The organism is Rhizobium sp. WSM1328, from assembly GCF_057653715.1.
Genome location: NZ_CM172788.1, coordinates 1,258,824 through 1,282,536 on the forward strand (window position 1 = coordinate 1,258,824; position 23,713 = coordinate 1,282,536).

At 55.3% G+C, this 23,713-nt stretch carries 23 protein-coding genes, 1 tRNA gene and 1 pseudogene; 12 read left to right on the forward strand and 13 right to left on the reverse strand.

What is annotated here, in order from left to right:
* The first annotated feature begins 3 nt into the window (after positions 1–3).
* Complete coding sequence (locus tag AC2444_RS06400) at positions 4–672, forward strand: HAD family hydrolase (RefSeq protein ID WP_012756913.1); 669 nt, start codon at positions 4–6, stop codon at positions 670–672.
* Between the two features lie 164 nt (positions 673–836).
* On the opposite strand, the gene AC2444_RS06405 is transcribed toward AC2444_RS06400, so the two are convergent.
* Together AC2444_RS06405 and AC2444_RS06410 are read right to left on the reverse strand one after the other, a co-directional pair.
* On the reverse strand, positions 837–1,961 hold the full coding sequence (locus AC2444_RS06405) for a tyrosine-type recombinase/integrase (protein WP_128450362.1): 1,125 nt from the start codon (positions 1,959–1,961) through the stop codon (positions 837–839).
* Positions 1,847–2,419, reverse strand: a complete 573-nt coding sequence (locus tag AC2444_RS06410; RefSeq protein ID WP_164902821.1) for a helix-turn-helix domain-containing protein — start codon at positions 2,417–2,419, stop codon at positions 1,847–1,849. Before AC2444_RS06410 ends, AC2444_RS06405 begins: the two co-directional genes overlap by 115 nt.
* 452 nt (positions 2,420–2,871) lie before the next feature.
* Between AC2444_RS06410 and AC2444_RS06415 the strand changes: the two genes are divergently transcribed.
* Positions 2,872–4,227: a hypothetical protein gene (locus tag AC2444_RS06415; RefSeq protein WP_128450360.1), complete on the forward strand. Its 1,356-nt coding sequence runs from the start codon at positions 2,872–2,874 to the stop codon at positions 4,225–4,227.
* Positions 4,228–4,679: 452 nt separating this feature from the next.
* Here the strand turns inward: AC2444_RS06415 and AC2444_RS06420 are convergent, their stop codons facing one another.
* From AC2444_RS06420 to AC2444_RS06470, 11 genes are all read right to left on the reverse strand, one after another.
* Positions 4,680–5,036, reverse strand: coding sequence for a hypothetical protein (locus AC2444_RS06420; protein ID WP_128450359.1), 357 nt, complete (start codon positions 5,034–5,036; stop codon positions 4,680–4,682).
* An 86-nt stretch (positions 5,037–5,122) separates the two neighbouring features.
* On the reverse strand, positions 5,123–5,314 hold the full coding sequence (locus AC2444_RS06425; protein WP_128450358.1) for a hypothetical protein: 192 nt from the start codon (positions 5,312–5,314) through the stop codon (positions 5,123–5,125).
* A complete protein-coding gene (locus tag AC2444_RS06430; RefSeq protein ID WP_128450357.1) occupies positions 5,311–5,982 on the reverse strand; it encodes a hypothetical protein in 672 nt (223 codons plus the stop codon). Before AC2444_RS06430 ends, AC2444_RS06425 begins: the two co-directional genes overlap by 4 nt.
* Before the next feature lie 296 nt (positions 5,983–6,278).
* Positions 6,279–6,941 carry a hypothetical protein gene (locus AC2444_RS06435; RefSeq protein ID WP_128450356.1) on the reverse strand — a complete coding sequence of 221 codons (663 nt, stop codon included), beginning with the start codon at positions 6,939–6,941 and terminating at the stop codon, positions 6,279–6,281.
* Positions 6,938–7,780: an HAD family hydrolase gene (locus AC2444_RS06440; protein WP_063909791.1), complete on the reverse strand. Its 843-nt coding sequence runs from the start codon at positions 7,778–7,780 to the stop codon at positions 6,938–6,940. Before AC2444_RS06440 ends, AC2444_RS06435 begins: the two co-directional genes overlap by 4 nt.
* A gap of 102 nt (positions 7,781–7,882) precedes the next feature.
* Positions 7,883–7,966, reverse strand: a complete 84-nt coding sequence (locus AC2444_RS06445; protein WP_281020925.1) for a helix-turn-helix domain-containing protein — start codon at positions 7,964–7,966, stop codon at positions 7,883–7,885.
* Complete coding sequence (locus AC2444_RS06450) at positions 7,966–8,700, reverse strand: M48 family metallopeptidase (protein WP_128450355.1); 735 nt, start codon at positions 8,698–8,700, stop codon at positions 7,966–7,968. The genes AC2444_RS06445 and AC2444_RS06450 overlap by 1 nt, the downstream gene beginning before the upstream one ends.
* Positions 8,700–11,744 carry a type I restriction endonuclease subunit R gene (locus AC2444_RS06455; protein WP_128450354.1) on the reverse strand — a complete coding sequence of 1,015 codons (3,045 nt, stop codon included), beginning with the start codon at positions 11,742–11,744 and terminating at the stop codon, positions 8,700–8,702. The genes AC2444_RS06450 and AC2444_RS06455 overlap by 1 nt, the downstream gene beginning before the upstream one ends.
* A complete protein-coding gene (locus AC2444_RS06460) occupies positions 11,741–13,579 on the reverse strand; it encodes a restriction endonuclease subunit S (RefSeq protein ID WP_128450353.1) in 1,839 nt (612 codons plus the stop codon). Before AC2444_RS06460 ends, AC2444_RS06455 begins: the two co-directional genes overlap by 4 nt.
* The gene (locus AC2444_RS06465; protein WP_245461328.1) at positions 13,569–15,122 is read right to left on the reverse strand and encodes a type I restriction-modification system subunit M; all 1,554 of its coding nucleotides are present in this window, start codon (positions 15,120–15,122) and stop codon (positions 13,569–13,571) included. The genes AC2444_RS06460 and AC2444_RS06465 overlap by 11 nt, the downstream gene beginning before the upstream one ends.
* 13 nt (positions 15,123–15,135) lie before the next feature.
* Positions 15,136–15,774, reverse strand: a complete 639-nt coding sequence (locus AC2444_RS06470; protein ID WP_128450352.1) for a recombinase family protein — start codon at positions 15,772–15,774, stop codon at positions 15,136–15,138.
* 269 nt (positions 15,775–16,043) lie between these two features.
* Here AC2444_RS06470 and AC2444_RS06475 point away from each other — a divergent pair, with 269 nt between their 5' ends.
* The 10 genes and pseudogenes from AC2444_RS06475 (at position 16,044) to AC2444_RS06520 (ending at position 23,558) form a co-directional block, all read left to right on the forward strand.
* A complete protein-coding gene (locus AC2444_RS06475) occupies positions 16,044–16,868 on the forward strand; it encodes a DUF6602 domain-containing protein (protein ID WP_128450351.1) in 825 nt (274 codons plus the stop codon).
* A gap of 309 nt (positions 16,869–17,177) precedes the next feature.
* A complete protein-coding gene (locus AC2444_RS06480) occupies positions 17,178–18,152 on the forward strand; it encodes an HNH endonuclease (protein ID WP_164902820.1) in 975 nt (324 codons plus the stop codon).
* A gap of 104 nt (positions 18,153–18,256) precedes the next feature.
* Positions 18,257–19,168, forward strand: a complete 912-nt coding sequence (locus tag AC2444_RS06485) for a hypothetical protein (protein WP_128450349.1) — start codon at positions 18,257–18,259, stop codon at positions 19,166–19,168.
* 292 nt (positions 19,169–19,460) lie between these two features.
* A complete protein-coding gene (tnpA, locus tag AC2444_RS06490; RefSeq protein ID WP_012756395.1) occupies positions 19,461–19,829 on the forward strand; it encodes an IS66-like element accessory protein TnpA in 369 nt (122 codons plus the stop codon).
* The gene (tnpB, locus tag AC2444_RS06495; RefSeq protein ID WP_003554417.1) at positions 19,826–20,173 is read left to right on the forward strand and encodes an IS66 family insertion sequence element accessory protein TnpB; all 348 of its coding nucleotides are present in this window, start codon (positions 19,826–19,828) and stop codon (positions 20,171–20,173) included. Before tnpA ends, tnpB begins: the two co-directional genes overlap by 4 nt.
* A 63-nt stretch (positions 20,174–20,236) precedes the next feature.
* Complete coding sequence (gene tnpC / locus AC2444_RS06500) at positions 20,237–21,859, forward strand: IS66 family transposase (RefSeq protein ID WP_128450348.1); 1,623 nt, start codon at positions 20,237–20,239, stop codon at positions 21,857–21,859.
* A pseudogene (locus AC2444_RS06505) lies at positions 21,859–22,156 on the forward strand (hypothetical protein). Before tnpC ends, AC2444_RS06505 begins: the two are co-directional and overlap by 1 nt.
* A 212-nt stretch (positions 22,157–22,368) precedes the next feature.
* Positions 22,369–22,608, forward strand: a complete 240-nt coding sequence (locus tag AC2444_RS06510; protein ID WP_128450249.1) for a hypothetical protein — start codon at positions 22,369–22,371, stop codon at positions 22,606–22,608.
* 102 nt (positions 22,609–22,710) lie between these two features.
* Complete coding sequence (locus AC2444_RS06515; protein WP_128450250.1) at positions 22,711–23,268, forward strand: hypothetical protein; 558 nt, start codon at positions 22,711–22,713, stop codon at positions 23,266–23,268.
* A gap of 213 nt (positions 23,269–23,481) precedes the next feature.
* Positions 23,482–23,558: transfer RNA gene (locus AC2444_RS06520), tRNA-Pro, on the forward strand.
* Positions 23,559–23,713: the final 155 nt, after the last annotated feature.

The window sequence follows — 23,713 nt, forward strand, 5'->3', positions numbered from 1 at the left end:
CCCGTGCCCGCTCTCCATGACATCCTCAACAGATCCTATGACGCCTTCCTTTTCGACATGGACGGAACGCTGCTGAATTCTATTGCCGTCGTCGAACGCGTCTGGAGTGAATGGGCAAGACGCCATGGCTTCGAGCCGGCGGTCTTCTTGAAGACGATCCATGGCATCCGCGCCTCCGATGTGATCCGCGGACTCGGCCTGCCCGGCGTCGATCCGGCCCATGAGGCGGATCTGCTGCTCGCCGAGGAAATGGAGGATGTCTCCGGCATCGTCGAAATCCCCGGCGCCGTTCGCTTCCTCTCCGCCATCGCCGAGGGCCGATGGGCAATCGTCACTTCGGCGCCGATCGAGCTCGCCAGGCGCCGCATGGAAGCCGCCGGCATTCCGATGCCGAAGGTCATCGTCAGCGGTCAAGAGGTCAAATCAGGCAAGCCCAGCCCCGAAGGATATCTGCTCGGCGCAAGCCGCCTCGGCGTCGATCCGAAAAAATGCCTGGTCTTCGAGGATGCCGTCGCCGGCATTCTCGCCGGCGAAGCCGCCGGCGCCGACGTTACCGTCATCACCGAAACGCACGCCACGCCCTTCGAAACGCCGCATTTTTCGATCGCCAACTACCAGGCGTGGCAGCCCATCCAAACCGCCGAAGGTCGGCTGAAGCTCGCCGCGATCTGAGCATTGCGGCAAACTACTCCCTTTTTGTTGGAGGCAAGGTTTTTCCGCTTGCATTGCACGCGCTGAAAAACTAAACGAAACAAGCCGTTTCGGCAGGTCGGGGCGTAGCGCAGCCCGGTAGCGCACTTGACTGGGGGCGCGGTCTACAGAGACCGATTTTCTTTTTAATTTCTGAAGGTTATGACGGCGTCCTGCTCTTTGGTGGGAGTTTCCGTGGGAGTTGCCGCATCCATCGCAGCGGCCAAATCGGACATCACCGCATGCGCATATTTTGCGGTCGTCGCGACATCCTCGTGACCGAGCATCTGCTGAACCACACGTATGTTCGACTTGCGCAGGGTTCGCGTCGCCATCGTATGGCGGGTGTCGTGAAAGCGGAAGTCTGTTACGCCCGCCTTTGGAACGGCGCGCCGGAAAGCTGTCTTCAGGCCCGCTTCGGTCAGCGGGTAGCGCTTTCCTCTAACCAGACCTTTCCGCTTGTCGGTGCGTAGCGCGGAATAGGTGAAGACATAGCTTTCGTGATACCCTCTGCATTCTTCAACGATTTGACGAAGGCGGGGCGTCAGCGGCAGGGTACGTGTCTTATCGCCTTTCCCGGTTACGATAAACCGTGCGCCATCGAAGTCCACGTGCTCCCACCGCAGGCCAAGGATTTCCATGCGGCGACATCCGCTTGCGAATGCAAAGGCGACGGCAACGTCGTAGCCTCTGGCGAGCTTACCCTGAATGGCGTCCTCTTCTCGCGTGCTCGCTTCCCGGATGCGCTCCTTGGGCTCTTTCAGCATATGCTGCGACCATTGAACATCGGCCACCAGCGACTTCCAGACGCGGCGAGCCCGGTTTAGCATATGCCGGAGAGGTTGCGTGACCGTGCGGTTGACGGTGCCATTGGACACACGTCCAGTCCCCTTGTCGGTGACGTTATGCCTCGTCTCTGTGCGGCGCTGTGCCACGAGCCGTGCAACTGTTTCATCGCCGATGTTGTGAAGGAAGGTCGCGGCCCCGATTTTCTCCTGAAGCCATCCAAGGCTTCGCAGGCTCGTTTCCGAGTTGGCGTGATGCTGCGCGATCTCGTGCCAGTAACGCTTCGCAGCCTGTCCGAAGGTCATATGTTCGCTATTGGATGCGCGCGCTTGGCGAAGATCCTCCTTCACCTTGTCGCGAACACTCTTCTCTACCTTTTCGGCTTCGCGCTTCGCCGCTTTTCCCGTATCGCCTGAATATCGAGTGCCTCCACATTGGAAGTCATACGAGTATGTTTCCCTGCCGGGGCGCTTGTAGACGGACATTTCGCCACTCTCCTGCGAACTTTGAACGTGGCGATGCTTTCGGGTTCGAAGCGCATCTGCGGTTTGGACGACCCGTTACCGACGTTGATGAACGGCAGATCGCCGGAATTGGCGAGGTTGCGGACCTGATGCACCGAGATACGGAGTTCGGCGGCGACATCTTCCGGGGTAAGCAAGGCGTTAGCTGACGGTGAGGGCGTCTGTTCATCCCGCCTTGCCAAATCGTCGCCCCGAACAAACGCCAATACGTCCGTCGCAACGAAAACCTGCTCTCCATCGGCGCGGGTATGGCGGCGTAGCCGGGAATGCGGGATTTCGGCGATCTGCGCCACGGTTATGCCGAGCAAATGCGCGACATGCGTTGCGAACAGGAATGGCGTGTTGGGAACCGGGAAGAGATGAGGCAAAGCCCGCATGTCACGCTCTGTCGATCGACGCAGCAGTTCGATGCGGGTCACGCGCCGTCTCTGTTGAGGGTCGTTTTCGCTGGATGTGTCTAAATCAGAATTTTGCATGTGGGCGGCGCTCGACAATAGCAATCCGCCAGCGGCCCAGTTACGAGCGCCGTTGAAGCCGGACAACCGACGGATCGAAGATCAGATTGCTGTTTTCAGCACACTCAAATTGCCACAAAATGGGCCAAAAAATCAAGCGATTTAAGTATTAAGACGTTGATTTTGTTATAGTATATACAAGATTTCGGTGTCCGTGAAACCGTGCAACATGTTGCAAAAGACGTCGTGGAAGAGGTTCGGGACGACTGGTTTCGACCTCTTCCGAAATGCGCGGAGGGCAGCGTGATCGCAGCTTTGCTGTTCGACTGCGTGAACAAAGCGGAAAGGCCTATCCTTTACATAGAAGATTTCGGCCACCGCCTTTTTCAGAAACGTCCCTTCATGGCAGACCCGACATGAACGATTTGATCGACCGACTTATCTCCGGCCTTACCGTGTCAGTGAACGACGCCAAGCAGGACCGCATTCAACTGAAGCTCAAGCGCTGGACGTTTCAGGGCAATATGTTGCAGTTCGAAAGGTTCAGCACACATCTATCCCAGACCTTTAACGTCGAGGGTGTTCCACGTCGAATATTCAATGCCCGTCAAGGAGATGAACGCCGCGCCATTTGGCCAATCACAGGTGGCATCGGTAGTAGACGCTATCTAACTCCTCCCGGCGTACCGCTTTTCTCGGGGCGGCTCAGGGGCTACCAGCAGCCATCTGGGCCGGAGCAACCTATCAAAACTTGGCACCTGATTGCCGAACTTTCCATCAATCCAACCCGCGCCGTCCTGCACGAAAAGGAACTCCTTCGGCTAACAACAGGGGACAGAGACATAGGGCTCGCCATACCTGCACCGCTCTTCGCCGGGCGAACTCTAGCGCTCGGCCAAGTGCTCCCCTTCATCAGTGGCGACAATTTTGCGCGAGGGTCGCGGCTTCACCGACTGCAATTCCGGCAACCGAACTGGGGCATTAATGTAGAGCGGTATTGGAGAGGCATTGTAGACCTCTTCGATACCACGCTCGGAGCCGTCGGCGACGAGGCAGGAGGCGCGGTCTACGAAATCCACCCGAAGGTCACCCTCCAGAACATGGAAACCTATTGGGAGTTCGAAGACACCGATCCGATTGCAACAGTTGCAGCGCTTGAACGGCCATTTCGTTCGCTAGGATCAAAATCGTCCGTCGAATGGTACACGATTTCTGACGGTGCAAGAGCGACGTTGCGCAGCCGGGGCATCATTATCGCCGATGACGACAATGCACCCGTCATCAAGATACAAATCGCCAAGGGCACGCAGATCAAGGCCTACGCCAAGACTGCAGGCAGCATCCGTTTCGAGGTTACGCACACACAGGGCGCCTCGGACATTGGCGCGTATACTGCCGCCGATACGGATGGGCTGTTCCGCTGGATAGACCAGACAGCGGCAGGAGCGACACGGCGTCTTAACGCCCTACTCGAACCGCTGGGGCGTACCCTGTCCGAAGAAGCATCGGGGCGGCAATACCAGCCTCAGCGCTTCCTGAATGATCTCTATGAGGCTTACAAGGATTGGCCTTCAGCACTTCGTACCTTTAGCATGCTGATCAACGCGGGTAAGCTCGAAGTACGGAAAACGTCGCCTTTGGGAGACGAGGTGAAAACGCTGGTTCGCAAAAAGATCATTCGCCGCGTTTCAGCGAGGAATGCGGAGGTGCGGATTTTCCACGTGACCGAGCGTTACAGAACCGCGCTCGCCTCCCTTCGGGGAGGTTGGTAAACACTGTCACTTCGTAGCAAGTGCAACAGGTTGCACGGACGTGGCCGCTTGCTCCAACGCTGGTTTAGGGCTCTGACACCAACCCCACCCAATGAGTAGCCACACGAGCGGCGCTTGCGCCGTTCGTGCACGGGCGGACGAAGGCCGTCCGTGTGGACCTCTCCACGATCTCCATCATAGGGGCGGCGGGCACGCCGCCCCGTAATGTCTTACGAGGGACGGTGCCGCATACTCCTCCCCGGCCGTCATGGGGATAATGGCCGCCGCTCGGTTCAAAACCGCGATAGCATTTTCTTGTCGCTTGACCTCCGCATGTTCGCCGACAAGGCGTTTCTCAGGCGGCTCGCAGAAGGAGATTGACACGCCTTTCATGAAGTCCGGGATTGTCTGCGCTGGGGGCAGTCTCGCGGCGCTCCAGGGCGAAAGCCACATCGTTGCGAAAGTTGCCCGGTCTATTCCTCCCGGTAAATGTCTTGAACCGGCACCGTGACGCCAGCCGGGATTGGAGCACGAGCAAAGATGTCAGCAATTTCCGGCCCGTGTTCCTTCCTTAGCTCGGCTGCAAAGTCCACCGGGACCAGAAGCAGCCTAGCAAACCATTCGTCACCAGTCTTGGAATACCGGTCAACGATGCGTCGCCACGCATCCGGCTCCCTAAAGCGACGGTGGAGGGCCATGTGAAGGGTGTGGGTGATCGCGTATGGCCGCCAATCATAGTAAATTTCGCTGTGTAATCGAAGCTGTTGGGTTTGGCCGGAAATGCAACATGTTGCACCACGCGCCGACCAGCCGTTGTCGATCTGCCACATGACCAACTGCCAGCCCCGCACTCGCTCGCGGTGGGTAAATCCGTTGTAATCGGGAAGCTCGCCCCATAGCCATTTCCGGAGCCCCTTCAAAGCGGAATGCCTTCTGTTGCCTCGACGTTGGCCGCTGGCGCGAACGGCGCGGAAAGAGCGGTCAAGACGCCTTCAACCTTAGCGGCGAGTGCTACGACGATTTCCGCTTCGGCTCGTGGCGCGACTGCTAATGGCAACAATGCCCGGCACGGACTATCCAGGACCATCGTCCAGATTGTTTTGCTCATTGCGAGGGAGCCGTCTTCTTGTCGGCCTCGGCCTTTAGCTTGGCCTGATGTTCTACCCATTTGATGTCACGTACATACCAGTCGCATTCAGGCGAGTTCGCCATCAGTGCAGCCTTTAGACCCCGGGTATCGAACACAGCAGTCAGCGGATTTTGCTGATAAGGCTCGACACGAAGGACCAGCTTCTCACTGTCCCGGACATTCATGATGAACTCTGGCGCACCGTCGATCTGTGATGTCGTACGGTCGCTCAGAACGGGCCATTCCTCTATTCTCGGCTGGTCGTCTCCGATACGGTACGTGACTGGCTTAAGTTCGCGGTCTGCAGATTTCGTTCCGCCGAGAAATTCATCCCAACGGACGACGGCCCATGCATTCCGCTTGCTGCAATAGAGACTGAGTGTCACGCCACGCGTGCTTTGCGCCTGATCTGAGGCGAGTTCAATGGCGATCATCTTCTCATCTGTCAGCGGATCGGTCTTTGTGTAAACGCTCCACTCGCCGAAGTCTGGCGTGGCTACGTCGGAAGCAGCCACGGTTTCACTGGTAGGCTGATCGCTAACCGGATCGCAAGCCGCCAGCCCAATTGTCAGAGCTACGGTCAAGAGCACCTGGCCAAGCGGATGACGATGGCCCTCATTGTTATCTGCCAATATTTTCGAAAACATTCCTGCGCCCCTTGGGGCGGTCATCGCGGGTACGTCCCCCGCGAAAGTGCCCCTTCGATCTCTGGTGATCGGGGAGTTGGAAAACCGTGTACACACGATCCCTACGGCCTTTAGTTCGGAGAACCTGTTGCATACGCCGCAGGCTCCCCGACCATAAGTCGAAGAGTGGTGCCGTTCAGGTCGGCACACATACCCGTGTACAAGGGGTTTCCACGCCCCAAGCGGCACGTACCGCTCAACTGCTATTTCACCGGAATTTCATAGATTGTCAAAGACTACAGAGGCTTAGCGCCCTTTTATTTATTCCTCTGACATGTGGGTTCAATTTTTTCCAGCAGAGCCGCCAGGACGCAATTGACCTTCGGCCTCGGTTGGGGTGTCACGCCGCCAAACCACCCAAATGTCAACGCTAGCAAAACCGCGACTGTAATGACCGATTTGTAAAGAAGCTCAATTTTTCCATCGGAATGAAGTTGACCGCTCTGTCGGAACCGCTTCTCCCTAACAAAGAAGAACAACCACCTGGTCCACATAGGGAAGCCAACCGGACTTTCTCGCGAGATGGCTTCTCCTAGCGAAATTTCAGGCAAGAGCGTCTTATGAGCGTTCTCGATCTCAATACACTTCTTCACTGCGCCGACTAAAAGCCGATGATACCAAAAGCGATCTATGAAATAGAACAAAAGCGTGATCGGGATCATGGAAACAAAAATCAATATCAGCGAGGATACAACATATTTTTCTTCCGCTAATGTAATTAAAACAGATTTCCCTTGAGAAACCCCTATCAAACCAAGCATTGCAGCAATGATAGTAAAGAACAGATTGCGAACCTTCATCTCCATATCGTTGAAGTGCATTTGAACTGAAACGACATACTTCCAGATATCAATTATGTCTCTCGCCTCAACGGGCGGAACAATGGCTGCTCCAGGCAGGTCTATCGGCTTTTTGCTCACGTGAAATACCTAACAACTTCTTCGAAGCTATCGATGATCACAGATGCTTCCACAGGCCTTTGTAGATTGTGTCGTTCCTTTTCTACGTCCACGTCAGGCCAATGGGAGACCATGCGCAAGATTTCATATTCGGGCCGATGCTGGGCTTGACCATAGCGTGCGAGGACATCCAAGACGCCAACCTCCTGCGCCATCGCAACATCTTTCATCGGACTGTCTCCGACGTACATTGTGGTCGCAGGGTTTGCTCCGATTTCTGCGATGATGTCTCGCAAGACTTCGGGATTAGGCTTGGTCACGCCGGCGGGAAGGTATCTGTGCTTGGTTGCCTTCAGTGATCTTCGGCCTTCGCCTAACAAGGAGATTTGCTCGTTTTGCTGAGCCTGTAGGTCGTGATTTGGTGGTGAATAAACCACGTCAATAATGCCATCTAGATCCAAATCAATAATACGACCATTTGTGTAGATTTCGAGGCTTTCGGTATAAATAATGATTGGGATGCCTTTGCTTCGCAGCTTCAGCAAGGCCTCCCTAACTCCCGGATATAGCTTCAAAGATGACGCTCGCCCCCTTTGGTATCCAAGAGCCGCATAATGAAGTGCTTTCTCGCGCTCCTCATCTGGGAAGAGCCTATTTGCTCCGATTTCTTGCAAGAGGAACGCATACTCGCTAGTTCCGTGTTTTTGATGCACCGAGCGTATTGCCCGCAGAAGCTCGTCCCGAGGCACTTGAGCAATCGGTTCCATTTCTCCCAGCATTGCAAGGAAGCTGGTGCTCCAAACGTCAACCCAATCGTAAAGGGTATTGTCGAAATCGGTGATCAGGGTTTCGTACTGCAAAATCTACTCCGACTTGTCCTAGGCTCTGTGGCATCTCTGAAAGCTATCACCTACGAACGGACGTGACGGCCAGGTATCAAACTGTTTTGACGGCGCATTCGCTCACGGTGTCAAGATGCGATATACCGAGGCCCGGCTAATTCCCAGACGCCGCGCGATTTCTGTTGCAGGAAGCGTGAATGAAATTACCTACCGAGAAATTCCGCACTAAGGCTGCTGTCATTTGCATCGAGCCACGCCTTGGCCCCTATATATTTAGGGAACACGGTAGCCAGAAAACGCCAGAATTCTGGTCCATGTGAACGATATCGCAAATGCGCAAGCTCATGGACTACAACGTACTCTAATACCTGCCTCGGCGCGAAGATTAGTTGCCAGTTGATTAGAACGTTTCCTTCAGGCCCACATGATCCCCAGCCGTTAACAAACTCAGCGACGCGGATCGAGCGAGGCGCTAGATTGAACCGTTTCCTATAGTCGACTGCAATGTGCTCAACGTCTCGACGAACGCGCTGTTTCATCCAGAGCTTTAGTTCAGTTGATACCAGCCTGTCGGCGTCTCGACTGGCCCAAGACGGCAGGTCGACAATGAAGCCATTGCGGTAGGCAATCTCGATGTGATCGCCATCACTGCGCCTGACAGTGAGCGACATCTTCCGGCCTCGGAACGGTATCTTCGAGCCAGTCATAAAGCGAGGCACGGCGTGTCGACCGGCAGTAATCAGTTCCATCTCGCGCACGGTGTTAAATACCCACTGTCGCTTGCGCTCCAAGAAGCCTGCGATGTCGCCGTCGGTGTCGCTGGTCAGCGCCAGCACCTCGACATGCTCCGGTGTGATGGTGATGCGGCGCTCCGATGCTTCAGCCGAGCGGCGAAGCTCGTAGGAGATTTCCTTCCGGCCTATCTGCAGCGTCGGCATCAGGGACCACCTCCGTAGGCATGGATGGCAAACTCTTCGACCTTCTCGCGGATGAACTTGGTCTCTCCGATGGCATGTTCACTCAGGATACGCCGGACCTGCTGGCGCAGGCTACGCAAATAGGCGTCCATGTGCGCAAAAGCAGGCTGGGTCGCGGAGGCTTGGGCGTAGATAGCGCCGATAGCGATAGCGGCCTCCTGCAACAAGGCATGATCGGCATTAGGCACGATGGCCTCAATGATCCGCAGGATCGAGAAGCCTTTCTCGTCCATGCCAAGCTCGATATGTGCGCCCTGTTCGGCATGAATATTGCCGGTAAGACCCTCGAACTCGCGTAGGCCATCGGCGGCGTCGAGCTGGCCTTCCTCGAAACGGCGGATGATCTCCAACACCCGTTCGGAGAAGCGGCCATACTGCGTGGGGTTTTTGTCCACTAGTTCGCGGGTGACGCGGCGAAGTTCGGCAGACTTGCGCACGAATGCCTCCTGCAACTCGCGGGCGCTCTTATCCTCGGTGTCGAAGTCGTCGGCAAAGTTTGGATCGGTGATCTTGCGCAGCCGGATCGTGGTTGAAAGGCCAGTGACGTGTACATGCTGCTCCAGCATTTCTCTGATTTTGCCGGTGTAGTTCCGGTGATCAAGGCTCTCGTCCTTAGAAATCGCTTGCGTCGCCAACCGGATGAAGGCGGCAGCCCATTTAATCTCGGCGGTAAACTCAAGGATGGCCGGATCGGGTGAGAGGTGGCCATACACATTGATGAAGATGCGGGTCAGGCGCTGTAAGTCAAACCACTCGTCTTCCCTGCCATCAGCGGCGATCTTGGCGGCTGCATAAGCCGCAGTTTTCTCGTCCAGGCCATCGAGCCGCATGGCACGTTTTTGCGCGTGATAGCGGGCATGTGCTTCCTTGAGGTCATTGCGTAGAATGGCTATGTCACGCATCGCGTTATCGACGTCTTCGGAGCGGTACGATTTCAACGCGTCGTCGAGATGACTGGTGATCCCGATGTAATCGACTATGCGCCCGTGCGGCTTTTCGATCTCGCCCCCATCCGGCAAGTTGATTGTGCACGTGCGATTAGTGCGTGCGATGGCCTGGAGGAGATTGTGTTCCTTCAGCGGCTTGTCGAGATACATTACATGCTCAATGGGCGCGTCGAAGCCGGTTAGCAGCTTGTCACACACAATCAGGAAGTTGGGTTCCTGACCAAAGGTCTTGAACCGCTTCTTTACGTCCTTCTCGGCGGTATCGTCGAGGTAATGCGCCTCCAACTCGGCCCGCAGCGCCGTGACCTCCAGCCTTTCGCTGGGTTTGTTGTCTTCCTGCGACTTCGAATAGACGCAAGCGATCATGGCATCAGCCGTAGCCTTAGCTGCATTGGCATGCATGCCGCTCCGCTCCAGATCGGTGGCAATCACAGCGGAGAGCGCCGCACGGTAGAGGATCACCGCCTCGCGGTCCACGGCAACAATCTGAGCCTTCAAGCCGTCCGGCCGGCAGACAGTCTTGAAGTGCTCCCAAATGTCCAGCGCGATAAGCCCGACACGTTCCGGGTGCTTGGCGATGGTGGCGACCGTTAGGTTCTTGTGTTTCAGGTCTTCACGCTTGTCGTCAGGCAGGTCAACGAACCAGCGGTCGAACAGGATGTCGATCTCGGCTTCGTTGATCGCCCAATCGGCCTTCCTGCCCTCGTAGAGGATCGGCACCGTCGCACCGTCGCGCACGGCATCGTCAATCCCGTATTTGTCAAGGTAGCCTTCACCTGCGATACTGAACCGAGCGTAGGTGTCCTTGTCGGTCGATTTAATCGGCGTGCCAGTGAAGCCGTAGAAGTGGGCATCAGGCAGGGTCGCCTGCAAAAACGCGCCTAAATCCTTCTCCTGCGTCCGGTGGCATTCGTCTACCAGCACAATCCAATTGGCAGAGTTCGGGATCGGGTTCTTCGACCCTGCGAACTTGAAGATGGTGGACAACAGGATCTGACCATTGCCGCCTCGGCTCACTGCCTCGTGCAGCGCCGCGACTGATCCGCACTGCGTCGGGTTCGGCAGACCGCAGGCTACAAAAGTCTTGCTGATCTGGTCGTCCAAGTCGATCCGGTCAGTGAGCACGAGGATATTGGGGTTCGCCAGCGTTGGCGCGTCAAGCGTCAGATGAGTTTTAAGCTTGAGGGCGAGGAATACCATGGTTAGGCTCTTGCCCGACCCTTGCGTGTGCCAGATTAGGCCTTTGCGATATTCTCCCCCTGCAACGCGGTTCACCACCTGGTTGACAGCGCGGAACTGCTGGTAGCGGCAGACCTTCTTGATCTTGCGGCCCGTTTCCGGTTCGGTCTCGAACACGATGAAGTGCGCCAGAAGGTCCAGCAGGCGCGATGGCTCGCATAGACACCACAAATCCTTGGCAAGATCGTCAGCGAACTCGTCACGGTGGCGGGGCCATGGGTCAGGCCAAGGCGCATAGAACTGCGAGCGAGCACCAGACGCGCCATAGAGCGTGACCATGCCGTCCGTGACGAGGTTGAAGGCATTGGAATAGAAAAGCCGGGGTATGTCCCGCTCATACTGCTTGACCTGCTCGAACGCTTCCTCGGCCTTAGCTGTGTTCTTCAGGGGGGACTTGGCCTCGATCACCACCAGCGGGATGCCGTTCACGAACAGCACAATGTCGGGAACACGCGGACGCTGGGCGGCGACACGAAACTGGCGCACGACATGGAAGCTGTTGCGGCCTGGCTCCCTGAAATCGATCAGCGTAATCCGGCTGTCGCGGTTTTCGCCGATGAGGCGGCGGGAGTAACCGCCGCGCTGCTTGCGCTGCCATTCCTCGTTGTCGGACAGTGTAGCAAGATCATTGTAGATCGCCTCGGCATCCTCCAAACCAATGCCGTTCAACTCGCGTAGCGCCTCGATCAGCACCGGCTTGAGGATGACGCGGTTTTCTTCCACCCGCATTGCCGAGGCCGCATCTCGCGCTATCGCCCGCCAGCCCAAGGAAGCAAGCACGTCCAGTGCGGCTTTCTCGGCAAGGCGGTATTCGCTCATCGCTGAGCCACCCGCGTCTTTTCACCAATGCCTTTCGGGACCAAGCCTTTCTGGCGCATCCAAGGCAATGCTGCGTGCCAACGCTCTGCTGCGATCTCCCGCTTCCTGGCATGCCACTGAAGAACAGACGAAACAATCTCGTCGTCGGTAGGCTGCTGTTTGTCGATGAGGAAATCGTTCCAGACGGCATAGACGGTTGCCACGATTTCGCACTGCTCGGTGTTAAGGGGGCGCAAGAGTTCTATGATTGACTGGATCGCGGCCTTCTTATCTCCAAAATAGCGGTCGAAATAATCTGCGTGCCCACCCGCTTTTTCCAACGGCACATATATGACACGCTTTCCATCCGCCTTAGCGGCGTCAAACCATTTCTGCTGTTGGAAAATCCTCTCAACCGACCGCCTTGCCGTGGGGTCGTAAGGGCCAGCAACCTCCTTGTATGCGTGACGATCGAGATCAGCCTGTAAGCCGAGATGTAGCTCGCAGAGGTGGACGATCTTCTCGTGTTTCACAGAGCCAAAGCGATTGTCAGCATGCAGCTGATGGACAATCTCGGCAGCAAATACGGCACGTTTGAAGGCAGAAGGAACCGATTTTAGCGTGACGGCAGCAGGCGCAGGTATTCTCACGCGACCGGACAGGAGGTCCGACGACAGCTCTGCGTGAAGACGAGACAGGGTTTTGAGCTGTAGTTTTTCAAGATCGATCATGGCATCGATCCCCTGAATTTCGGCAATCAAGTCCACTTGCTTTGTGACTGAAACAACGGGCACCGGGAAATCTTTGAGTTGAGACGAGTTGATCGATGCCAGATTTGTCGTTCGTTTTGCGCATGACAGGAAATAGGCTCTTCCCCATGTCGATTGCGTGGCAAGAGCGAAGTATTCCGATACCAGATTGTTGGGGTCTGGGCGCACACAGAACACATGGTTCTGGTGAAGGCATGGTGTCACCGCACCCCTCCAGACGCCGCCTCGTCCCAGTTTATCATAGTCGCCCCCTTCCGTCAGCAGAACGTCACCTACCTTCAGCAGGTAGCGGTCAGCTTGAGCAGGATCGACTTCGATGTCCTGAACGTCAGTGAGATCGAACCAACCGTCCTGTACATTGGCAACCCGAAGATATGGCAATAGCACCTTCGGGCCTGCCCTGTTCTTGTTCTTGGCCAAACCAGTGCGGACATCAGCCAAATACGACAAAGGGCGCATTTCGGTATCTGGATCGGCCAGAACACGTCGGATCATAGTATCCAGGGCGATTTGCCGCACTACCGCAGCCGCTTGAACGGTCTTCGTTGTGGCCGCAATCGCCTCATCTACCGACGTCAGCGTCTCGGCAATCTGCCGCTGTTCATTAAGAGGGGGTAGAATTATAGGGAAGTGAACGATATCCCTCTGAAAAATATGCGGGATTGAGCTACCGGAGACCTTTTCTCGGATCATACGATGAAACTCAACGCCACATACAACCTGATAAAGGAATGCTGGTTCAAGAAAATTTGTATTCGGGCGTACCATCATCATCGTACCATTGATGGTAGCGGGACCTGGCAGACTTTCGATTAAGGTAGGATTGCCGATCGACCCGTCCTTGGAGAAGATCACGTCTCCTGCTCGCAACTGGATTTCGGGAGACTGCTCATATCGGAAATCAGAGAGGTGGTCACAGGAGGACCAATCGACCACCCCTGACTTGATGTGCTTTCCAGCAATCAGAAATGGACCGTCATCCGTATATTCGTTCGCCGAAAGACCTCGCCAACCGATCCTTGCCTTTACGCTCGTGACCTCGCCCAGTGTTGTTCGACGCCAGCCATCCGGCACCTCACTCGACATAGCCAAGCCTCTTGAGATGTCCGAACATCACAGCTTCGGCCTCGTTGCGCTTGGCGATCAGGCGTTCCAGCTTAGCGACCTCCGCCGTGACATCGACGGCCTCGGCATCTGCGCCGGTTTGCACGTAACGGCTAATGTTGAGGTTGTGTCCATTGGCGGCGATCTCTTCGACCGGCACGACCCGGGCAAGCTTTTCGATATCAGTAAAGCCGTGGACGGCATCCGCTAACGTGCGGACATGCCCGTCGGTCAGGAAGTTCTGCGCCTTGCCCGGCTGGAACGTGGCATCGCCATTGACGATCAGCACCTTGCCCTTGCGCTCGGCTGGCTTCTTCTTACGGCACACTAGCACGGCGGCAGGAATGCCCGCTCCGTAAAAGAGGTTGGGAGCAAGACCCGCGACCGCCTCGACTACATCCGCGTCCAGCATGGCCTGCCTAATTCGCCCCTCAGCGCCGCCACGGAATAATACACCGTGTGGCACGACCACCGCTAGTATTCCATCATCCTTCACGCTGGCTAGCATGTGCTGGACAAAGGCTAGATCGCCGTAGCCCTTCGGAGGGCAACCATAGGCATCGCGACCAAACGGATCGCCGTTCTGCCAAACTTCGTAACCCCATACCTTTTCCGAGAAGGGAGGATTGGCCAGCACCCGGTCATAAGCCCCAATACCCTCGATGAACTCCCGGGCCTTTGGATCATACCGCTTGGGCGAAAGGATCGTGTCGCCTCTGCCGATAAACGCGTCGTCGACGTTGTGCAGGAACAGGTTAATCTGCGCGATGCCCCATGTAGCGAAGTTTTTCTCCTGCCCATAGAGCGATAAGGTGCGCGCGTCTTCGCCCCGATCTTTCAGATACTGGACAGCCTCAAGCAGCATCCCGGCAGACCCGCACGTCGGGTCGTAAATCGACATGCCGGGACGTGGCCCAACGATCTCGACCATGAGGCGAACAATCTGTCGGGGCGTATAGAACTCGCCGCCCTTCTTCCCCGCGCCTTCCGCGAACATCTTAATGAGATAGAGATAGGCGTCGCCCAACATGTCAGCTGGCACATCGGCATTGCGCAACTGATGCTTCTCGAAATGGGCCAGCAGCTTTTCCAACAATGCATCGGAGAAGCGATCCTGATTGGCAAAGTCCACATCGCCAAACACGCCGCGCAGGCGGATGTTCGCATCTTCGATGGCATTCAGCGCGTTGTTCAGCCGCTGGCCGACCTGCGTGGCGTGCTGCCGCACAGCTTCCCAGCGGTGCTCCTGGGGAATGTGGAAACGGTGCTCATCGGGATCAGCGGCTTCCTCGCGGTCACCGGTCTCAGCCAACAGAGCTTCGAACTCCTCGTCCCATACGTCGCAGAGGCGCTTATAGAACAACAGCCCAAAGATGTACTGCTTGTAGTCGGCAGCATCGACCGTGCCCCGAAGAATGTCAGCAGCACCCCAGAGATGTCGTTCGAGATTTTGTTGAGAAAAACGCGTCATATCAACTGCAATATTCCATTCAGCCTGCGCCTGCCTTACGACATAAAAACTCATCAGGTCCATAGGGTCAGGCTAAAAGGCCTTCGTGCTTCGGACCAACGAGCGCGCGCTTCGCAATTTTTGCAACAGTTGCACGGGACGCTCCGGTAGCGTGCTGGATTTGAGACCATGACATTCCTGCTTTCAACATCGAAGCGATGCCAGCGTTTCGCTTCACGTCTTCGACGCGTCCTCGGTATCGCCCTTCCGCAATTGCTTTCGCTTGCCCTTGCGCTTGACGACGGCGGCGGTCCTCGTAATCCTTCCGCGCAACGGCTGCGAGCACGTCGAGCATCATCGAATTGACCGCGCTGAACATCCTCGCTGTGAAGTCGTCAGCGGAGGAAGCGAGCATCCATGACGTTGGCAGATCAAGAGCAACGACGCGAACGTGACGAGCATCGAGTTCACTTCTGAGTTTCTGCCAATCTCCAGCCGTAAGCCGCGAAAGTCTGTCGACCTGCTCAATCAGCAGAATGTCGCCGGGTCGAGCATCGGCAAGCAAACGGAACAGTTCCGGGCGATGCAGCTTTGCACCACTTTCGTTCTCAACATAGGTTGCCGCGATAATCAGGCCCCGTTCTTCGGCAAAAGTTTGAAGCTGTGCACGGGCGCGGTTGGCATCCTGCTCGTTCGTGGAAGCGCGGAGGTAGGCACGTACAAGCATCGTTTTCCCCGTTGGTTCATTTTACATGGTTTACACCATGGCGGTTTATTTTGAATAGTCAAACGGTCATAGTGAACCAGCGCTGCGGCGGTTCAGTTGCGGCACACTTCAACTACACCACACTCTTGCGCCACTTGAGAATATAGCTTGCAATTTCCGCAATGGCCGTGAATTTACATTCAGGAAATGAAAACTGACGCAATCTACTTCCATGGCCAACCGGGACGATTGGCAGCGCTCTGAAGGCCGCAGAGCCTCGGGAGATGGGCATGTCACCGCCTAAAAGCAACAAACCAATGTTGAAGCAGCATTTTGATAATCTGACTGACGATCTTAACCGGCAGTCTGAGAGAATACGCGACTTCTACAAAACGCATGCGCCGTCTGCCGGGACCAATCGGGAGAGCTTGGTCGCAAAACTCTTGGAGAGCTATCTTTTGCCGGCGGCCGGCGTCAGTGCTGGTATTGTCGCTTCGCATAACGGCGATTATTCCAATCAGTGCGACATTGTCCTCTTCGACCCCCTCTCGAACAGCCCAATCTTCAGAGATGGACCCGTACCTATTTGGCTTCTTGAGGCGATTTATGCGGTGATCGAGGTAAAAACACAATTCACCACAACCACGTTGGCCGACACCATCGCGAAATGCCGGCGACTGAAACAATTCACAAAAGTCTTCGATGACAGCCATGGTCGTCAGAAGATCACGGATCATCTTTTTGTAATGTGGGCTTTCGAAGCTCCGGGAAACGATACCGCAAAGTCGAACCTCGTGGCCGCTCTTTCAGGCGTACCCCAGCATGAACAACCGGATTTCATTATCGTGCCAGGCAGGTTCCTGGTCCGCGGCGGACACTATTATGATCTGAGCAGCAACGGGCAGGTGGGATCAGCCTTCTATGAAGAGCGGCTAGTTTCCGTGGGTGGTGATCCGACTAAATTGTTGCCGCAGCCGTTCGAGATGTTGGCGCTCGGATCTAATACGTTGATAGCTTTTTTTCATTGGCTAAATAGCTGGCTCTATGCGGCCGGTCCCAGACGACCTAACTTGCTGGCTTATTATGACATCACCCATTGGGGAACGATTGTTTGACATGGAAAAATGGTAGGGTTTCGTCCTGCGGCTAGAAAGGGTATGCCACAACCGGTGTTCTGTCTCCATTTCATCCCGCCTCCAGTGGCTGATCGACTTCATTAGCGAAAAGGTGTTTGTCCATAGAGTGTCGGTACGCCACAGGCGTGGCCTACGCTCGAAGCGAGAGCCCGTAGACCTCTCAACTGGCCCTAGGCAGCCGCATGAACTGCAGGCCTTGCCTAAGCTTGTATTTACCACAAGCTGATAAAACAGGTCCGACCTTAGTGTAGAATTTGGCATCTGGCAGCATCGTTTAAGGAGCGGGGCTTGCGATATTTATTCCAACGTATCGTACATAATGATCATCGATGGAAATCTCCGTCCGGTGGTAGACTGAATAGCGTTTTCGACAAAGGATATGTGAGCGAGCATGGGTTCGCTCATGAGGACTGGAATTTCAGCCGCAAGCAAGAGATAGGCGGCGGCCACTCATGGGGCTACTGCTACTATCAACCTAAGAGCCCCGAAGGTGCATTCTCCATCGCTTTTGCCACCTACGAAGGCGACGGGATATGGAGCCTTGCAGGATTATATGAGAACGCTGTCTATGATCCGTTGGGAGCCTCGTTCAGTGAGGATACGCTTAGCGAACGAGCCCAACAAATCCATAAATTGCAGCGGTCCGGCCAGATAGGAGGAGAGTACGATATTCCCTCGTTGCGGGCGATCAAGGCTCTGCTGGCCGATGAACAACAGCATTACAGGTGGAAGCTTCATGTTGATCATATCGTTCAACTGGACTTCTCAATAACGATCCCAAGCGAACTGCTTCCCTCCGTCGGCTATCACTTCTCTCGACCCACTGAACTGACCAATAAGCAATATGAGGGCATCAAGAATTATATTAAAAGCTATCTTAGTCGACCAACTGCGGTGGATTTCGAAGATGGCGGCGACATTGAATTTCCTGAAGGCGGTCGAACACAAAAGGAACATTACCGTTTGGAGCGCAACCCTGCTGTTGTTAAGATCGCTAAAGCTAACTTTCTGCGAAAGCATGGTCGCTTCTTTTGTGAGATATGCTCCTTTGACTTTGCAACGACCTACGGATCAATCGGAAAGACCTTTATTGAGGCTCATCATACAGTCCCGGTCTGCGAAATGCCCCCCGGAGCCACCACCAAGCCAGGTGACATGATTTTACTTTGCTCGAATTGCCATCGGATGGTCCATCGTATCCGTCCTTGGCAAGGTAGCGTGAACAAGCTCAAAGCGCTTATGACTTCCCTTAAAAATGACTGAGATCAATGTCGAGAATTTCATACTTTCAAAGGTTTTCGCAGCGGGAAAACCACGCCACAAATAACACTCTCCTCCTACTTAGGTACTTTTTCGAAGAAAATTCTTTGAAGTTACAGCAGGTTCTGGGCGACCTTTTTGATGACGCACCCATTGAAATCGGCCTCACCTTCGAGCAGCAAGTTCGGTTATCTGACAGCGTACCAGACGGGCTCATTCGCCAGTCGCCCCTTCAAATTTATTTTGAGACGAAGCGTGGCGGATGCATTTGGGAAGATCAAATTGAACGCCATCTCAACGGCATAGCAGCAAAATTCCCGGAAGGGACCACCTGTCTACTCATTGGCCTAACGAAAGAGCCCTCCGCACCTGCTGTTGATAAGAAACTGACCGAGAGTGCAGCCCAAAGGAAGATTATCTACCGAGGCCTAACCTTCTCAAAATTGCACTCCAAACTCCGTCACGTTTGTGCTCCTCACGAGGAAAACCTGCATCGCATTCTTGATGACTATGAAGCCTTTCTGGCACAGGAGAGCCTTTTGGATGGCCGAAGCAAAAGGATGGCAGCTTTCCTCTGTGGGACATCACTTGCCGAGAACATCAAATACGGTCTGTACTATGAGCCACCGTCTCGGCCTTGTCGCAGCGGTGTCAGCTTCGTCGGTGCATACGCAGCGAAGTACATCCATGCTCTCGGAAGGCTCCAGTCGATTGGAATTTTCTCATTCAAAGACAACAAAATCTCAGAGGTAGAACCCGAACTAGGCGATATCGATGCGCACCAAATCGAGCGATTGAACGCCACTGTCCGGGACACTGAATACTACAATCTAGGCATCGGAGACCTCAGAGTTTATTTCGTCGATAAATTCGTCAAAACCAGAATTGGAAAGGCGTCGGCGGGGCCGATGCGTGGCTTCAGATACCTCAACCTCTCTGAGCTCAAGGGCGCACCGGCTAGATTGGGCCAAACTGCCGACGAACTCGCGGCCCAACTTCACGGCGCTACGTTTGAATGAGCATTTTCTCGCGAACCCGCTATGGCTCAGTAGACAGAGGCAGATCCTATGCCGAGGCGCCGCGCAATCCCGCTTGGGCCAAACCCCTTCTCACGTAATGCGATAATATCGCCTAGCGGCGCACGGGCTGTGGCTCTCCGCCCTTGTACTTTCCAGAAGCTTCAGCCGCAGTAACGCTTCCTACTGTTGCACCGTAACCGCCCGATTGGAACCGCCTGCCGCCTAGCGCCCTGATGGCCTAAGACACGTGTTTAACGACGTCGTTAGCGACGTGTCTTAGGCGAGGATTGCGATGCGCGTTGAAATTCTTGGGCAGGAACGTCGACGGCGGTGGCGCGAAGAAGACAAGCTTGCGATTGTCATGTCGGTTGGGGTTTCTGGAGCCACGATCACAGAGATTGCTCATCGTCATGATGTAACGCGGCAGCAGATATACGCCTGGCGTAGCGAGCTCAAGAAGAAGGGGCTGCTCCCGGTGTCTTCGAATGCATTGTTCATTCCCGTCGATCTGAATGCCGTGCAGAACGATGCCCCTAAATTGAGGGAGAGCTGCTCCGGGATGATTGAGCTACGATTGATCTGCGGCCGCACGCTTCGTTTCGAGAGTTCTATGGCTCCCGATGTCCTGACGCAGATTATCCGGGCAGTGGAAGCAGCATGATTGGGCCTGGGACCGGCGTTCGGGTGTATCTTGCGTGCGGGATCACGGATATGCGCAAGGGAGTAGAAGGCCTTGCCGCGCTTGCGCAGGATGTTTTGCGTCAGAAGCCGACTGGCGGCGCGGTCTTCGCCTTTCGCGGCAAGCGTGGCGATCGTTTGAAGCTGCTGTATTTTGATGGCCAGGGCTTCTGCCTGTATTACAAGATCTTGCAGAAGGGGCGGTTTCCTTGGCCTTCGGCATCCGACGGGACTGCCCGGCTGACGTCGGCCCAACTGGCGATGTTGTGGGAAGGGATCGATTGGCGTCGTCCTGATTGGGGTGCGCCACCGGCCCGTGTCGGGTGATTTTATCCCACTGAAACCACTGGTTTTTATGGAAATTTATCCTGTCTCGTGGTAGTCAGGATCATGTCTAGCGCGACGACAAATCTTCCGGACGATCCAGCCTTTCTCAAGGCAATGATTGCCGCTTTGCAGGCGGAAAACGCGAAGATGTCGGCCACATTGCAGGCGCATGATCAGTTAATCCAAACGCTGCGGCTGCGCATTGCCAAGCTGAAGAAACAGGTCTTCGGCAAGTCGTCTGAAAAGATTGAGCGTGAAATCGAGCAGTTGGAACTGGCGCTTGAGGATCTGTTGATCGCCGCCGCTGAAGGCAGTACGGCGCCAATCGATGAACCTGATGAGGCGGCGTCTGTTGTTCCCTTGGCGGATACGTCTGAAAAGATCATGCGCCGGCGCCCACGCGTCTCGGACAAGGCGGTTCGCGAGCGCCGAGAGCTCGATCCTGGCTCCTGCTGCCCGGAATGCGGAGGTGAATTGCGTCTTGTCGGTGAGGACGTCAGCGAAATCCTCGACATGATCGCCGCGCAGATGAAAGTCATCGAAGTTGCTCGACTGAAGAAGTCCTGCCGCTGCTGCGAGAAAATGGTGCAGGTGGCAGCACCCAGCCGCCCGATACCGGGCAGCATGGCCGGCGCTGGCCTCTTGGCGTACATTCTGGTCTCGAAGTTCGACGACCATTTGCCACTGTACCGTCTGAACGAGATCTTCGCCCGCATGGGCGCCGACATTCCCGACAGCACGATGGTTGATTGGTGTGGTCGCGCCATGCAGGTTCTGCAGCCTCTCATCGAGCGGATCGAAACGGCGGTCATGGCAAGTGACCTGCTTCATGCGGACGACACCCCGATCAGGGTGCTGGATCGCTCGCTGCGAGACAAGGGGTTGGGCAAGGGTGTGAAGAAGGGCAGGATCTGGACGTATGTCCGCGATCAGCGTCCATGGGCAGGCAGTTCCCCGCCCGGTGCAGTCTACTATTTTGCTCCTGACTGGAAAGAAGAGCACGTCCACCGCCACCTCAAGCAATCAAGCGGCATCCTTCAGGCTGACGGCTACAAAGGATATGGCAAGCTATACTCGCCTGGAGAAAAGGGAGAATCTCGCTTCAAGGAAGCCGCCTGCTGGGCTCATTGGCGACGAGACTTCCACGATATCTGGACATCAAACAAGTCCGAGATCGCGCGAGAGGCTCTTCATCGCATCGGAGCGCTTTACGACATCGAGCGTGGCATCAATGGGCAGCCTCCTGAGATCCGTCTTGCTGCGCGTCAAAAGCAGAGCAAGCCTAAGGCCGATGCATTCCGCCACTGGGCTGAAGCTCAACTCACGCGCATTCCGGGCAAAAGCGATCTGGCGACAGCTTTCCGCTACGGATTGAGCCGATGGTCTTCGCTCTGTCTGTTCCTCGAAGACGGTCGCGTTGCGATCGACAACAATGCCGCCGAGCGGGCACTGCGTCCGATAGGCCTGGGAAGACGAAACTGGCTCTTCGCGGGAGCCGATACGGGAGCGGAGACCTTGGCACGCGCCATGACGATCATCGAGACGGCAAAGATGAATGGTCTTGATCCGCAGGCCTATCTGGCAGACGTGCTCGATCGCATCCACGATCACAAGATCAATCGGTTAGACGAATTGCTTCCGTGGAACTGGTCGGCGATCACCACAATCGACGCGAAGGCAGCCTGATGGCGACAGTCACCTACGTCCGTACGATCAAATTTGTTGCCGAAATCCTCGAAGAGGACCCGGAGCTTCTTCAGGCAATTGTCTCCAACGATGATAATCTGAGCTACGGCAGCATCATCTCCGTGTACACCGGAGACGACGAATCGGTGACCGCACTGACGGACGACGGCATGGACGAATTGGAGCAGATGCTCAAAGATGCCCGCCGCTCACCCCAAGAATGGAACGACTGTCCTCGACAGCTTTGTTGACGACGAGCTGCTCGTCGCTCGCATCAAAGCAAAATCTCGGCGGTAGCAATCGGGCGGTTACGTTGCACCGCTGCGCGCCCTTTCTCAAATTCGAACTTTTTTGAGCCGTGATTTCCTCACCCTAGTCAATTTTTGGGTGGGCACCTGACTGAGGTGGTACTTAGCCACTTGCGGTAGAATTGGATGTTTGCAAAATGTCGCCGGAGGCCGGTTTTTGCTTAACACTCGGACCGCGACGCGCATTTTTGGAGCTTAGTAATGAATATCTTCTGTCATCACGGTGAGGTCCGCCGCGCGATCAAGATCAACGGAGATGTCTACCAGTGTCATCCTCCGGCAGGCGCAACTGCATCAGGACCAAAGGAATTTTCATCAATCGAAGGTGCCGCGATCTTCCTAATCAGAAACCCCGGCTGGGGCATTATGGTGGAAGCTGGAGTGGCGGAAGGGTTAGATCAAATTTCCATCGCGTATCATTCGCTTGCGATTGATCTGTGACGCGATGTTCTGCGCAGAAAGATAAGGTACGTCTATCGGATTTGGCGAGCATATTCCCGCTATTAAGCCGAGAGTTATTATTCATTTAAGTTGGGAGAGGGAATGGTTAACTACGAAACGTCAGACCGTGAGATAGGCGCCTGCCCGTGCGGCAAGGGCAAGGTGATCGCTTCATTTCACACGCCAGACAACGCGTGGAGCCGCAACTACACAACGTATCGCCTGGCTTGCGCCGACTGCAATGCGAAGTTTGTAGTGGAGCGTGAGCACATATATTCTAGCAACGAATACGAGGCAATTGAAGCCGCGTCAAAGAAAAGCATCGCGGCAACGATGAAGGTTCACGAACTTGCTGCCCCGTACGTTGACGCCTACTTCGAGCGTTTCACTGACGAGCCGAAGACAGAACAGCTACGGCAAATGAAACTGCTCAAAGTCGCAACGGTGAACATTGATAAGTTCCGAAAAGAACGAAAGTGGGGAACCGCTTTTAGCAAGCTATCGCGTCCGATAAATAACCCAACCTGGTTGCTGTCAGTGGTGACCGATCATGCCATACAAAAGCAGATAGCCGATTTGCTTGATGTAGTCGGAAATGCGGACGCTGAAGAAGAAAAGGCAAAATCAGCGATGACATCAATCCGAATTGCGGTTTCCTAATCGGCTTGGGGAGACCAGTTATAATCTGTGTTTCTGCTGTCTCGCTGGGTAGGTGAACAACCTGCGAACACTCGGTGGGACTTTTGGTGGGACTTATCGCGCCTAAACTCCCACCAGTGGGATTTTTATGCCGATTTGTTCTGCGGGGACCAAAATAAGGGCTTGCATCCGAAAGCCTGAAAGACTAGGGAATTCCTGCTCATAAGAGCTGGTCGGGGCGTAGCGCAGCCCGGTAGCGCACTTGACTGGGGGTCAAGGGGTCGCTGGTTCGAGTCCAGTCGCCCCGACCATTTATCCCCTTGAAATCCCAGTCAGAATGTCACTTTTTCGTCCCGCTGCCGGCGGAGAAGGCGACGAGGCATTGGCAGAAATGCTAAAACGGGAGCCGAACGCCCCGAACGAAAATGTCATTTGTTCATGTTGTAGACGAGCTTTAGCGCCGCCA